The following is a 13,390-nucleotide window of genomic DNA, read 5'->3' on the forward strand; positions in this document are numbered from 1 at the left end:
AAAGCCCGCTCATGAGGTGGCGGAACCACAATGCGCCTACCATCGCCCTAGGGGGCGTCTTCCCGATCTTCACGGGGCGGAGATCCGCGGTGATCCCGCCGGCGATTGCGGCCGAAGGCGAAGCGCTTCGGCTTCGCGTGCCAGGCTTTCGGTGCGGCCGAGGATTCACGCCGCCATGACACGCCGCAACGCCGCCAACGCCCGCAATTCCCCGGCCCGTTCCGGAGAGATTCGTACGGTCCCTGACGGCTTTCAGAGCCTCATCGGGTGACATCAAACGAATCACGAGACAACTCATGCGCGAGATCACCTTCTTTCCGCGGCCTGCCCGTCGGGAGGAATTCGCCGTGCGGCGGCGCCAGGGCCCTTGGCGCCGGCACGGGAAAACGACCAGAGCCGCAATGGTGAACGACTGGAGGAACCATGGCCGACGGAAACAACCCCAGGGAGTGGAATGTCCCCCGCGGAAGGAAGCCGCATTCGATCACCATCGCGCCGGACAACTACCTCTGGGTGACCACGCACGACAAAGCTCTGGTCAGGTTCAACCCCATCGACCCGGGGAGCTACCACGAAGTCGAGAGGGACATTCCCCAGCTCACCGCGGGAATCATCCCCGAGCCCAACCCGAAGCGGCCGGACAAGCACGTGTGGTTCGCCTCGCCGGCGAACGAACAGTGGGTGGACCCCATCTACGACTTCGACGTCGTGAAGGAGAAATTCGACAAGTACGATCTCGACCCCAAGGCGCGGGCCCAGACCGTCTCCGCGGTATGCATCAAGGACCGGAACACTCCGACGTACTCGTACCATGTGGCATTCGCCGAGCCGCTCGCCAAGCAGGTCGGGTACATCAAATTCGGAGAGGACGGGCCGACCTACTTTCCGCTCCCGAAGGATGATGCCCAGTTCGACACCTGGCTCTGGTCGGTGGCCGTCAGCACCAACCAGGACAAGTCCTCCTACACGTTCTGGGCCACCGGGCGGCAATGGGAAGACCACACCACCAAAAGAACGAAGAACGGGCTGTACACCCATTCGCCCCGCGAAAAGGGGTCGCGCTGGCAGCGCATCGAGTTCCAGGGAGACAAGCAGACTCCGATCCATGTCATCACGGACTCGACGTATGTCTGGGTCGGCACGACGAATCCGAACACGCTGTGCCGTTACGAAATCGACGAGGGCCGCATGAAGCAGAGCACAAAGATTCTGCCGGACGAACCACGGCAACTGGCTTTCGGCCCGGACGGTCTGATCTGGGTGGCCGGCGCCCAGTGCATCCACCGCTTCAAAAAGGACGCCAGCGTCTCCTACGACTCGTCGGTCGACCTCCCCGAGGGAAGCGAGGCGGAGGGCCTCGTCGTCGGCAGCGAGAAGGGTCAGCCGGTGGTCTGGTACACGAGCCCGAAGAGCAAGAAGATCGGCAAGTACACGATGCCGCCCGAGCCCTCGGCCCGGACCGAGGTGGTCCTCCAGGCCGCGAGTTCGGCGCCGGCCGGGGAGATGGTGGAAGCACCCCTGGTGGCCGAGCACACCATCGGCGGGGACCCGACACCGGGTATTCCGCTCACCTGCCGCATCGTCGCCGAGCACGCGGCCTTCGAGGACGGCAGCCGGGAGTGCGTCGTGTTCACAGACAGCACGGGGCAGGTCGTCTTCCCCCGGGTGCAGGCAGGAGAGGTGACCGAGGACATCCGGCTCGAAGTCGGGTACGGGACGCCGGAGCCCGAGAACGCGGTCACCCTCGCCGTCACCGACGAGGGCACGGAGGCGTGATGACGGGCACCACGGATGCCGCGGGTGCGGCCGGAGCGCGCCCCTCCTTCGACCACCACGACCTCCTGGGCGCCGCACCGGCCGCGGTCGCGTTCAACCCCGCGGACGACAACATCTGGTTCGTCACCGCCGATGCACGCATCGGCAGATTCGTCCCGCGCCCCCCGTTCGAGGTCGCCGTCTTTCCGCCGCAGTTCTCACAGAAGCAGGCCGGCACCCTCACGACCTGGGACGGCAACGTATGGACCTACGTCCACGACACCGCCGAAGGGCGGCCCGCCAAGTGCGACCCGTCCGGGAAGTACCCGCTTCTCGGCACCGGCCCCGCCAAAGCGTGCCAGGCCATGGCCGTGGCCGAGGACGGCAGGAGCGCGGGGCGTCTGATCGCCACGCTCGACGGCCAGAAGTTCCTCTACCTCATCGACTCCGCGGGAGAGGTGGAGTACTCCGATGCCTACGTGGGCGGCGCCCTGCACGGCCTGGCCGTCGAGGAGGCGTCCAAGCGGTGCTGGGTGAGCTGCCCCGGCAGCAAGGACCTCGTCCCGTTCGACCTCACGGCGGGCCGGTTCGGCAGCCCCCTCGGCCTGCGGACGGCGCCGCTGCAGATCGCCCTGACCGAAAGCGAGGGGAAACGGTATCTGTGGGCGGCGACACCGGAGCGCAGGATCGTCCGGCGGCGTCTGGACGATCCCGGGGAGAAGGAGATCGCCACTCCCGCTCCGGTGGGCCGCTTCCTCGCCCTGCCCGGCGGAACGCTCTGGTTCACCATGCCGAGCCTGGACGCGGTGGGCTACATCCTGCCCGGCGCCGAGACCGTGACCGGCACCGTCCCCACGGGGGCGGGCAGCAGGCCGTCGGGGATCACGGTGGCCGACGACGGACAGCTGTGGGTCGCCCTCGAAGGCACGGCCCAGCTGTTCCGCGTGTCCAAATACCAGATCAGAGCCGTCTCCGGCGGCAGTCAGGCGGCGGATCTCGGCGAGACGTTCGACGAACCGCTGGTCGCCCAGGTGTCCATGGTCGACGGCAGCAGCCCCGCCGACGCCTCGGTCGTCTTCACCGTGCTGGGCGACAACGCCCGCTTCAGCGGTACCCAGCAGAGCGCGAAGGTCCCGGCGAAGGCGGGCGTCGCCACCAGCCCGCCGCTCAAGGCCGTGAAGGCAGGGCCGTTCGAGGTCTCCGCGGAATGGCAGGGCAAGGACGCGGTCACCCGGTTCCGGTACCTCACCGTGAACCCGCAGGCCGGGTCCGTCGATCACGTCCGCCACCTCTCCGGCGCCGGCCAGCACACCGCCCCGGACACCGCCTTCGACCAGCCGCTGAAGGTCGTCGTCGAGGACCGCAACGGCATCGCGGTGACGGCGCGGACGAGAGTCACCTTTACCGTCACCAGAGGCAGGGCCACCTTCGAGGGCGCCGCCTCGGCGAAGACCGAGAGCGACGCCGACGGCGTGGCCGCCTCCCCGGCTCTGACCGCCGGCCCCACCCCCGGCACCTGCACCGTTGAGGCGTGGGCCGAGGGCACCGACGCCGGGACCACCTTCCGCGAGTTCATCGACTGACGGGCCCGGCCCCGAGGCGGGGCCCACGGCTCCTCGTACCACGCAGCGGAACACAGCGCATCCATGCCACCCCTGGCACGGCTCAACGAAAGGACGTCACGCCATGCCTCAGCAAACCGCTCTCCACACCAACCTCCAACGCTTCAACCATTCCGGCGTCGTCCAGGACTTCACCGTCCCGCCCGGCGTCACCACGATCAACGCCCGCTGCTGGGGCGGCGGCGGAAAGGGCAGCAGAGGAGGCGGCGGCGGATTCGTCACCGGGGACATCGCCGTCCAGCCCGGGGAGACACTGCAGGTCGTCGTCGACCTGGGCGGCGGCTCGAAGGGCGGGGGCGGGATGAGCGGCCTGTTCAGTCAGCGGCTGGGACGCCCGCTCCTGATCGCGGGAGGCGGCGGCGGAGGCTACTCGGTGAACATCCGCGACGCGCACGGCGGTCCCGGCGGGAGCGCCACCGGGGCCGACGGTCAGGCGGGCACCGCGGCGGCGTCGGGGATCCTGGCGCGTGGCGCGTCGGATGCGTCGGGCGGCGCCAACGCGTCCGTGGACAGCAGACGCGGCGGGCGCGGGGGCAACACCGGCCAGGACGGATTCTCCAACGCGAGCGGAACCGGCGGAGGGCAGGTCCCGATCCCGGGCATGGGAGGAGGCGGCGGCGCGGGCGACGGCGGCCTCACCGGCGGCGGAGCCGGCTACGCGGGCGGCGGCGGAGGCGTCGACGCGGGCTTCCCGACGCGCTGGGCCAGCGGCGGCGGTGGCGGCAGCAGCTTCGTCGACGGCTCCGTCGCCGGCGGACGCAGCGTGCCCGGCACGGGTCCCCAGGCAGGAGGCAGGAACGACGCCCTGTACGAGTCTCCGGTCGGGGACGCGGACCAGCGCGGCCAAGTGGTGCTGCAGTGGACGGGGTTCACCGTGGCACCCGGCGGGCCGCCCGACGTGGATCTGGTGCAGGGTGGACCGGTCAAGTACCCGGGAGTGCAGGTCGACGGCAACGCGGCGGTCAACCCGGTGCCGGTCACGGTGGAGCTGCCCGCCGGCCACGGTCTGCTCTTCGGCACCCAGACGCTCCCGGACCTCCAGCTGACCGTGCATCACCTCAGCCGAGGAACGGTCCAGTACGTGGGAGCGCTGTCGGCGGACGGCAGCTCGCTCGCCTTCTCGGACGTGGATCTGATGCTGCCCGGGCCCACGGTGATGTGGGTGGGCGTGAGCGCCACCGCTTCCGCCGTTCCCGGCGACACCGCGCTGCGCTTCACCGTCGGCGGCCAGACCTCCGATTCCACCCCGGTACACGTCGGCACGGCCGTGGTCGTCCCGCCGCTCTCGGTCGAGCCCGGCGGGCCGCCGGATGTGCTGCTGACGCGAGGCGGGATCACCCGCTACCCGGCGGTGAAGGTGACCAACAACGGCACGGGAGCGGTCCCCCCGCTGACCGTCACCGTCACGCTCCCCCCGGGCGCCGGACTGCAATGGGGGCAACCCGGCCTGCCGGACATTCAGCTGACGGTCCTCAACGACCCGGGCCCGCCCTACACCGGAACGCTCTCCCCGGACGGTCAGAGCCTGACCTTCACCAACGTCGCCCCGCCGAGCCCCGGGTCGGACTATGTCCTCTACGTGGGCGTCAGCGCGGTCGCGAGTGCCCCCCTGGGAATCTCGTCACTGACGTTCAACGTAGGCGGCCATCAGAGCGCCTCCACACCCGTGGAGGTGACCGTTTAGCCGGAGTGGTACGCAACAGCAGGAGCATTCCCTTTCCTCGCCGACGGTGCCGCTGCTCGCGGAGCGGCACCGTCGGGTAACCGCCGAGTACCAATTCTCGGCATCTTTTGCCGAATTGGCACTCCGCACCTGACTGATAACCCGTCATGCGCTCCATGATGTGAACGCCGTTTCCTCGCCGTGCGCGAGTCACTGCCGCATGAGACGCTCCCGATGACGGGGCGCACCGAATCATCTGATCCCGCACTTACGGCCTTCAACCGTGGGAGGAATGTATGGCGTCAACACCAAGGGCCGGACAGGCCATTGCGGTGGCCGGGTCGCTCGACCCGCTCGCATTGAGCCGCGCCATGGACAAGCTGGTGACGGCAGCTCTTGCCGCGCAGACCTGGAGTCTCGTCAACACCGCCGCGGGGGCCGCACCCCCCTCGAGCGAAAGCGCGGTGCAGGAAGTACAGGCGGCTCAGGAAGGGGTCAGGGAGAGCGCTCAAGAATTCCTGAACGCGCACGTGCCGGAAGTCATCAAACGGCTCGGTGACGCCCAGAGTGCGGCCACCACTTTCCGCGCCATTCAGAAGTTCGTCGCGGCGGCCCCTGATCAGTCGGCCGCGCTTCTCGGGGCAACGGCGGAAGACTTCGAGAAGTTCCGGAAGCTGGCGGATGACTTCGCCGCGATGTACGAGGAATTCTGCAAGCAGGCGGAGGCCGCGGGTGCGGCGCTGACCAGCGCCACGGCCACCGCGATCACGCGACTCTCCGCGGGAAAGGGGGAAATCGCCGACACCAACCGCGCGCTGAAGGAGATGCAGCAGGTCGTGAGCGACGACCTGGACGACGTCATCGAGGCGTCTCACACCTCCGGCCGGGCAATGCGGAAGATCCTCGATTCCGTCGCGGAAGCTCTCAAGAGCATCGGGAACAGGGACCAGGCAGCGGGGGGTCCGGGAAACGTCCGCGAGCCGGGCGAGGAGGCTCCGCCCGCCAAGGTCGTCAACGCGCTGCGGAAGCTCCGTGCGGACAGCGAAAAACTGGCGGCGCTCCATCTGCAGCTCGCCGAGCAGCAGGCCGGAGTACAGCAATTGGCGAAGGTCAGCTCGGACTGCGACGCCTATGTGCGCAGTGTGCGCGCCGTCGCGGGGCCGGCCAGAGCCGTCGCCAACATGTGGCAGGAGGTGCACGCGGAGTACACGGCGACCGCGGCGCAGCACGACCGGCCCGGCGACGGTGCCCGCCTGGTCAGGCCCATCGACGAGGCCGCCGTCAAGTGGGAAGCGCTGCAGAAGCAGGCGGACCGGCTGCGGGCCGCGATCACCGACGGCTGACGCGAGGCATCGACAGCAGCGGACGAAGGAGAGCGGAGAGATCATGACCACGCAGATCGAGGCAAGCGTCGAACTCCAGCAGAGCGCCGGAAACGCGGTCGTCGAGCAGGGCGGACTGGCCGCGGTCGTCCAGTCGTATGCGATGAGTGTGACGCGGCAGCAGAAGCTGGACCCGAGCCGCTGCAGCAGCCAGGTGAAGCCGCACGCCATCGGGATCAACAAGGAACTGGACAGCGCCGCGGAAACGGCACGGTATTACCTCAACACCGTGCAGCCGGAATCCATGAGAATGCTCAACGCGGCCCACGACTACTTCCTCCTCCAGAGATCCCTCATCGAGATCTCCCAAGAGGTACAGGACAAAGATGACCTGGCGGAAATACTCCGCGGCATCCGGGACGACGTGGGCAGGATAGCGGCCGAGGCACAGCAGTACGTCAGGACGATGCAGAAGCTCCGCGACGACTTCACGAACAGCGGAAAGGCGTTCACCGAGTACGCCGCCAAACTGAACGCCGTGGTAGGGGGCAACCAAGGCGTCCTGCGAGATCTGAGCAATCAGCTCAACAGCGTGAACAGCCAGATCAGATCGAATTCCTCCAAGGCGCCGAACTGGCTCGCCATCGTCGGCGGCTTGGCCCTGATCGCCCTCGGCACCCTCGGTGCGGTGTTCACCGGAGGTCTTTCCCTGGGGCTGGCCATCGGCGGCGGTGTGCTGCTCGTCAAGGGAATGGGGAGGAACAACGGGCAGACACTGGCGCGCCTGGAGAACCAGAAGCGGGACATCATCGCCAAGCAGCAGCAGATTCAGGGGGAGGTGAAGCTGCTCCAGACGTGCGAGGCCGGGCTGACCGATCTCGGCGGCGAGGCGGCCAAGGCAGCCACTTCGGCCCAGAGCGCGGCCAATGGATGGACCGATCTCCGAACCTCCCTGGACAGCTTCGCCGATCAGGTGGAGAAGAGCAGCCAAGCGAGCGGAATTATGCAGAAGTTCCGCATGCAGGTGGCCGACAGCCAGCGGGACCCCATCCTCGACAAGATCCAGGCCATGCAGCGCAACCTCACCAGCCCGCAGCTGGTGACCAGCCCCACCCAGCCCACCGGCGACCTCGTCCAGGGCCAGCTCGGCAACATCTGAGGGCTGATTTCTCAGGGCTGACTCTGAGGGCTGACTCTGAGGGCTGATTCTCAGGGTTGATGCTGCGGGCCGACCCGCAATTCCCGGCGGGACAGCTCTTCGACCCCGAATTCCGGAACGGCTTGCCGGGTGAACCGGCAAGCCGTTCCGGCCGTCGTGCCCCCGCTCCGGCCGCCCGGCCCTTCAGCGACCCGCCGGCCGATGTCCACCGATCGGCGTCATGGCGGGTCAATCCGGAAGACCGGCTCGCCCACCAACGGGCTGTGAACCGCAACCCGGCGGCCCGGCCGCGGTACGAACGGCCGCGTGATCAGCCTTCGCCGGCGGCTCCGTGCCGCCACCACCGCTCTGGCCCTCGCGTGCCTGCTCGGCCCGCTGGCCGCCGCACCCGCCTCCGCCGCGCCCGCGCCCCCCGCGGAACTGACGCACAGTCGCCGGGCCCTGCCCACCCCGCCGTCCGCCGCTCAGGTGCGCACCGAGATCGAGGACCTCGTCGTCGAGGCCCCGCACTCGATGGACGGCTACAGCCGCGCCAAGTTCCCCCACTGGATCGGTCAGGGCGGCACCTGCGACACCCGTGAGATCGTCCTGGCCCGCGACGGGCAGGACGTCGTCGCCGACAGCCAGTGCCACGCCGTCTCCGGCACCTGGACCTCCCCCTACGACGACAAGATGTTCACCAACGCCAGGGACCTCGACATCGACCACATGGTGCCGCTCGCCAATGCCTGGCGGTCCGGTGCGGACGGTTGGGACACCGCGCGGCGCAAGGCGTTCGCCAACGATCTGCAGCACTCGCAGCTGGTGGCGGTGTCCGCCTCGTCCAACCGCAGCAAGGGCGACCAGTCCCCGGACCAGTGGAAGCCGCCGCTCGTCTCGTACTGGTGCGAGTACGCGCGGGCCTGGGGCGACACGAAGTACGTGTACGGGCTGAGGGTCACCCAGCCCGAGAAGGACGCTCTCGACTCGATGCTCGACACCTGCCCCACCGGCTGATGGGCCGTTGACGGCCGGTCAGGTGTGCGTACCCGCGAACCTGCCTCCACTGCTGCGGAGGCAGGTTCGCGGGTACGTCCTGCCGGAGTGGCCGCGTTGCCGGTGGGGCGGCCGCCACTCGCGGTGGTGCCGTGCCGGTCAGACGATGTCGAGGGTGGTGGACGGCGAGGTCCGGGCGCCGACGGAGAACTCGACGGCGGTGGGGCCCAAAGGCGCGTCGCCGCCGGCGCTCACGCAGACCCACATGACCGACTGCGAGGTGGCGGTGGGGATGGCGAGGTCGACGTTGGTGAAGGTGAGCGACTGTCCGTCGGTGGCGAGGGTCCCCGGGTACGCCTTGGTCCTTCCGCCGGCATCCTGGACGGTCAACTGGTGGTCGGGGGCGGACGGCGTGCCGAACGCCAGGCCGGCCCCGGCCGGAAGCGTCGCCGTGACGGTCTGCAGGGGAAGGGCGTGCGCGCCCTTGTTGACGACCTTCACCCCCGGGTACCTGAGTGCCGCGCCTCCCCGGGCCAGGGGCAGCGGGCCGTCGCCCGGGGAGAGGACGAAGCCGGGCTGGACGACGACCGGCGTGGACGGGGAGGTCTTGCCTCCCACGGTGAAGGGCAGGCTGGTGACGCCGAGGACGGCGTCGTGCTCGGCGCTCACCGCGACCCACATCACCGACGTCCCGGGCAGTTGCAGGTCCACGTCCGAGAAGTGGAGCGACGCCCCGTCCGGGGAGAGGACGCCGCTGTAGGGCGGGAGGGTCGGTCCGGCGGCGTTCCGGACGGTCAGCTGGTAGTCGGGGAGTGCCTGGGTGCCGAAGAGCAGGCCGCCGCCGGGAGGCAGGGCCACCGTCACGGGCACCGGAGCGAACGCCGCGCCGCCGTCGACCCGCACCCCCGGATATCCGACCGGCCCGGCCTGCACCAGTTGCACGTCCGGCGGGCCGCCGGGCGCCACCGTGAACTCGTGCCACTGCAGCACCACCTGGCCCGGCTGCCCGGCGTCGCCGACACCTGCCTGGTACCACGGATCGGATTTGCCCGCGGCGCTCGGCCCCGCGCCGGTGACCGTCACACCGCCGGTCACTCCGGGCCCGGACGCGAAACCCGAGCCACCGGCGCCGCCGGATTCGTAGGCGCCGCCGCCCCCGGCATCGCCGCCCCAGCCGCCGCCACCGCCGCCACCCGCGTAGCCGCCCCCACCACCGGCGGTGGCGGCGGACTGCGGGCCCCCGCCGCCACCGCCCATGCCGGGCAGCGGAACCCGCCCGCCGTTGAACCCACCGTCATAGCCCAGGTCGCCGCCCTTTCCCGCCGGGTCGTGGTCCTTGGCCTCCACCCCGGCGCCGCCTGTCGGTCCCACGGCTCCTCGTGCCGGGGCTCCCGTCCATGTCCCCCGGGCCCGGGGCTTCCCGTCGCCGCCGCGCGCACCGCCGCCCGGTCCGCCGGCCATCAGCGTCACATCGCCCTGGCCTTCGCCACCGGCGCCGCCGCCACCGGCGATGAGCAAGGGGCCCTGCCCGGTGCGGTACAGACCGCTCATGCCCCCGCCCTGCTTGGGCCCGCCGCCGAAGGCGGTACTGCCCACCACCACCTTCAACACCTCGCCCGGCGTGACCGCAACGGTCCCGGAGGTGAACCCGCCGCCGCCGGCGTGCGCACCGCCGCCGCCTCCGCTGCCCCAGATGCGGGCTTCGAGCGAGGTCACCCCGTCGGGAACCCGGAAGTCCTGCACCTGGCCCGTGGCGTTGAACCGCGTCTGCTGCTGCCCTGGCGCGGAAGTGGTCATGGCGTGCCGTCCTTTCGTTGCAGCCCGGCTGCATCGGTCGCGGTGTGCTGAGGTTCCTCAAGGCCGTGACGGGTACCGGAACGGCCGAGGTCCGGCTCGCCGGCCGGCTCCCCGCTGCGCGTCGGTTCCGCCGGGGCCCGGTCCGTACCGGCACCGGTTGACGGCGGCGGCTCCGGCTCGTGATGGCTTCGGGTGCGGCCGGCCGCCGGGCGCGCCCCGAAGGCCCGTCTCACCCGGCTCAGGGGCGACAGCCGGGGCCGGCCCTCGGCGGGCGTGCCGTCCCCGACCGCACGGTCGTCCTCGGGGCCGGGGCCCGCCGGGCCGGCATCGGCGGACGGGGGGACGGTGCGCCCGGCGGAGGCGGCGTGGCGGCGGTTCCCCTCCAGCGATTCGATGGCCTCGCACCACAGGTCGAGGTCGTGGGCGGCGCTCAGTTCGGCGGACCGTTCCAGGGCCCGGCGGGAGGCGCGGGCCCAGGTGTCCGGATCGCGGAGCGACCTCAGGGCATCGATCCAGGCGTTCTGGTCGTCGCGGTAGGCGAAGATGCCGGCGGCGCCCATGGCCTCCACCAGCCCGGGGGTGGGGTGGGCGATCACCGGGATGCCGGAGGCGAACGCCTCCACCGCCACCCGGCCCCACGACTCGTACAGGCTCGGCATCAGCATCACCCGTGCCCGGCTGTAGACGTGCTCACGCATCTGCTGCCCGGGCACCGAGTCGACGACTTCGCAGTTGGGCAGCCGCGGTGGCGGCATGACCTGCTCGCCGTAGGCGCCGCGCACCCCGCGGAACTTCCACTCCGGGGTCCAGGCGGCGATCCGCCAGAACAGCTCGCCGCCCTTGTCGGCATTGAGATTGACCAGGGTCGCGCACTCGCCCGGCCGTGTGCGGTACTCGTCCGCGATCACCGGCGGGCGCACCACGATGCTGCGCCGGGGCAGGAACTCCGGCGGGTAGCGGGCGTAGTAGATCTCACCGTCCCGCCGGATCCATTCGCTGTTGTAGACCACCAGGTCCGCGCCCGCCGCGTTGTGGAAGCTCGCGGCGAAGTTGTCGTGGCAGATCACCGTGAGCGGGATGGCGCGCTCCCGTGCGAGCCCGGCCAGCAGCGGCACGTTCTCGTAGTGGGTGACCAGCACGTCCGCCCGGTGCGCACGGGCGACGAAGTCGATGCCCTCCTGGAAGGGCACCACGTACACCCCGTCGATCTCGTACGACTTGTGGGTCTTCCCCGGGTGTGACAGCCATACCTCGACCCGGTGGCCGCGCTCGGCCAAGGGGCGCAGCATCGAGTGCAGCATCCACTCGGAACCGGCGTTGTGATCCGGTGGATACCCGTACACCCGGGCCACGATCGATCTGCGGCGTGCCACCGGTAACGCGGCCGGGCCGTACGGGCGGGGCGCCACGGAATTCACCCACCAATCCCCTCACTTGGGGTATATATTCCTTATCTACTCTTATCGGGCATATCGTATCTTCGTGCGGCCACGCCGGCAGGCGCCACACGGGCGCCGGCGAGTCTCACACCCGTATGCGCGCGCCCCGCCGTACGACGGCCGGGCCGGCGGCGGCCACCGGCGGCGGCCCTGGAGGAACGTACAGCCGGTACCGGGGCGCTGGCCTGCGGAAAGCGACAGTAGACTCTGGCCATGTGACTGCTGTGACTGCGAAGCCCCGCATCCCCAATGTCCTGGCCGGCCGCTACGCCTCCACCGAGCTGGCCGTGCTGTGGTCCCCCGAGTACAAGGTCAAGCTGGAGCGGAAGCTGTGGCTCGCCGTCCTGCGCGCGCAGAAGGATCTGGGCGTGGAGGTTCCCGAGCAGGCCCTCGCGGACTACGAGCGGGTCCTCGACACCGTCGACCTCGCCTCCATCGCGGAGCGCGAGAAGGTCACCCGGCACGACGTCAAGGCGCGGATCGAGGAGTTCAACGCCCTCGCCGGCCATGAGCAGGTCCACAAGGGCATGACCTCCCGCGACCTGACCGAGAACGTCGAGCAGCTGCAGGTGCGGCTGTCGCTGGAGCTGATGCGCGACCGCACGGTGGCCGTGCTGGCCCGCCTCGGCTCGCTCGCCGCCCAGCACGCCGAGCTGGTCATGGCCGGGCGTTCGCACAACGTCGCGGCGCAGGCCACCACCCTCGGCAAGCGCTTCGCGACCGCGGCGGACGAGCTGCTGGTGGCGTACGGGCGGCTGGAGGAGCTGCTGTCGCGCTACCCGCTGCGCGGCATCAAGGGCCCGGTCGGCACCGCGCAGGACATGCTCGACCTGCTGGGCGGGGACGCCGCCAAGCTCGCCGAGCTGGAGCAGCGGATCGCCGCCCACCTGGGCTTCGGCCGCGCCTTCACCTCCGTCGGCCAGGTCTACCCGCGCTCCCTCGACTACGACGTCGTCACCTCGCTGGTACAGCTGGCCGCCGCGCCGTCCTCGCTCGCCAAGACGATCCGGCTGATGGCCGGCCACGAGCTGGTGACCGAGGGCTTCAAGCCCGGCCAGGTCGGCTCGTCGGCGATGCCGCACAAGATGAACACCCGCTCCTGCGAGCGCGTCAACGGCCTGATGGTGATCCTGCGCGGGTACGCCTCGATGACCGGTGAGCTGTCGGGCGACCAGTGGAACGAGGGCGACGTGTCCTGCTCCGTGGTCCGCCGGGTGGCGCTGCCCGACGCGTTCTTCGCGCTGGACGGCCTGCTGGAGACGTTCTTGACGGTGCTCGACGAGTTCGGCGCGTTCCCCGCCGTCGTCGCCCGCGAGCTGGACCGCTACCTGCCGTTCCTCGCCACCACCAAGGTGCTGATGGGCGCGGTGCGGGCCGGGGTGGGCCGCGAGGAGGCGCACGAGGCGATCAAGGAGAACGCGGTGGCGTCGGCGCTGGCCATGCGCGAGCAGGGCGTGGAGCGCAACGAACTCCTCGACAAGCTGGCCGCCGACTCCCGCATCCCGCTGGACCGGGCGCAGCTCGATGCGCTGATGGCCGACAAGCTGTCGTTCACCGGTGCCGCCGCCGACCAGGTCGCGTCCGTGGTGGAGCGGATCCAGAAGGTCGCCGGGGAGCACCCCGAGGCCGCCGCGTACACGCCCGGCGCCATCCTCTGA

Annotated in this window: 9 protein-coding genes; 7 read left to right on the forward strand and 2 right to left on the reverse strand. The window is 70.3% G+C overall.

Annotated features, from left to right (window positions below):
* Nucleotides 1-423 precede the first annotated feature (423 nt).
* The 6 genes from ABT345_RS04660 to ABT345_RS04685 all read left to right on the forward strand — a co-directional run bounded on the left by ABT345_RS04660 (nucleotide 424) and on the right by ABT345_RS04685 (nucleotide 8,517).
* Complete coding sequence (locus tag ABT345_RS04660; protein WP_345081872.1) at nucleotides 424-1,776, forward strand: NHL repeat-containing protein; 1,353 nt, start codon at nucleotides 424-426, stop codon at nucleotides 1,774-1,776.
* A complete protein-coding gene (locus tag ABT345_RS04665; RefSeq protein WP_345081875.1) occupies nucleotides 1,776-3,338 on the forward strand; it encodes an NHL repeat-containing protein in 1,563 nt (520 codons plus the stop codon). Before ABT345_RS04660 ends, ABT345_RS04665 begins: the two co-directional genes overlap by 1 nt.
* A 103-nt stretch (nucleotides 3,339-3,441) precedes the next feature.
* Complete coding sequence (locus ABT345_RS04670) at nucleotides 3,442-5,061, forward strand: hypothetical protein (RefSeq protein WP_345081878.1); 1,620 nt, start codon at nucleotides 3,442-3,444, stop codon at nucleotides 5,059-5,061.
* Nucleotides 5,062-5,411: 350 nt separating this feature from the next.
* The gene (locus tag ABT345_RS04675) at nucleotides 5,412-6,383 is read left to right on the forward strand and encodes a hypothetical protein (RefSeq protein WP_345081881.1); all 972 of its coding nucleotides are present in this window, start codon (nucleotides 5,412-5,414) and stop codon (nucleotides 6,381-6,383) included.
* A 43-nt stretch (nucleotides 6,384-6,426) separates the two neighbouring features.
* Nucleotides 6,427-7,521 carry an HBL/NHE enterotoxin family protein gene (locus tag ABT345_RS04680; RefSeq protein ID WP_345081884.1) on the forward strand — a complete coding sequence of 365 codons (1,095 nt, stop codon included), beginning with the start codon at nucleotides 6,427-6,429 and terminating at the stop codon, nucleotides 7,519-7,521.
* A 306-nt stretch (nucleotides 7,522-7,827) separates the two neighbouring features.
* Nucleotides 7,828-8,517: a GmrSD restriction endonuclease domain-containing protein gene (locus ABT345_RS04685; protein WP_345081887.1), complete on the forward strand. Its 690-nt coding sequence runs from the start codon at nucleotides 7,828-7,830 to the stop codon at nucleotides 8,515-8,517.
* 138 nt (nucleotides 8,518-8,655) lie between these two features.
* On the opposite strand, the gene ABT345_RS04690 is transcribed toward ABT345_RS04685, so the two are convergent.
* Complete coding sequence (locus ABT345_RS04690; RefSeq protein WP_345081890.1) at nucleotides 8,656-10,293, reverse strand: hypothetical protein; 1,638 nt, start codon at nucleotides 10,291-10,293, stop codon at nucleotides 8,656-8,658.
* Nucleotides 10,290-11,636: a glycosyltransferase gene (locus ABT345_RS04695; RefSeq protein WP_351320781.1), complete on the reverse strand. Its 1,347-nt coding sequence runs from the start codon at nucleotides 11,634-11,636 to the stop codon at nucleotides 10,290-10,292. The genes ABT345_RS04690 and ABT345_RS04695 overlap by 4 nt, the downstream gene beginning before the upstream one ends.
* Before the next feature lie 320 nt (nucleotides 11,637-11,956).
* On the opposite strand from ABT345_RS04695, the gene purB reads away from it, so the two are divergent.
* Entirely contained in the window at nucleotides 11,957-13,390 is a 1,434-nt protein-coding gene (gene purB, locus ABT345_RS04700) for an adenylosuccinate lyase (protein ID WP_345082529.1), read from the forward strand.

This window comes from Streptomyces sp. NPDC000404 (assembly GCF_040300365.1).
Classification (GTDB): domain Bacteria; phylum Actinomycetota; class Actinomycetes; order Streptomycetales; family Streptomycetaceae; genus Streptomyces; species Streptomyces ramulosus.

Excerpts from the sequence above, each read along its gene's own strand:
- ABT345_RS04690 (WP_345081890.1), bottom strand. The coding sequence starts at position 10,293 with ATGACCACTTCCGCGCCAGGGCAGCAGCAGACGCGGTTCAACGCCACG.
- ABT345_RS04680 (WP_345081884.1), top strand. The coding sequence starts at position 6,427 with ATGACCACGCAGATCGAGGCAAGCGTCGAACTCCAGCAGAGCGCCGGA.
- ABT345_RS04665 (WP_345081875.1), top strand. The coding sequence starts at position 1,776 with ATGACGGGCACCACGGATGCCGCGGGTGCGGCCGGAGCGCGCCCCTCC.
- ABT345_RS04670 (WP_345081878.1), top strand. The coding sequence starts at position 3,442 with ATGCCTCAGCAAACCGCTCTCCACACCAACCTCCAACGCTTCAACCAT.
- ABT345_RS04675 (WP_345081881.1), top strand. The coding sequence starts at position 5,412 with ATGGACAAGCTGGTGACGGCAGCTCTTGCCGCGCAGACCTGGAGTCTC.
- ABT345_RS04660 (WP_345081872.1), top strand. The coding sequence starts at position 424 with ATGGCCGACGGAAACAACCCCAGGGAGTGGAATGTCCCCCGCGGAAGG.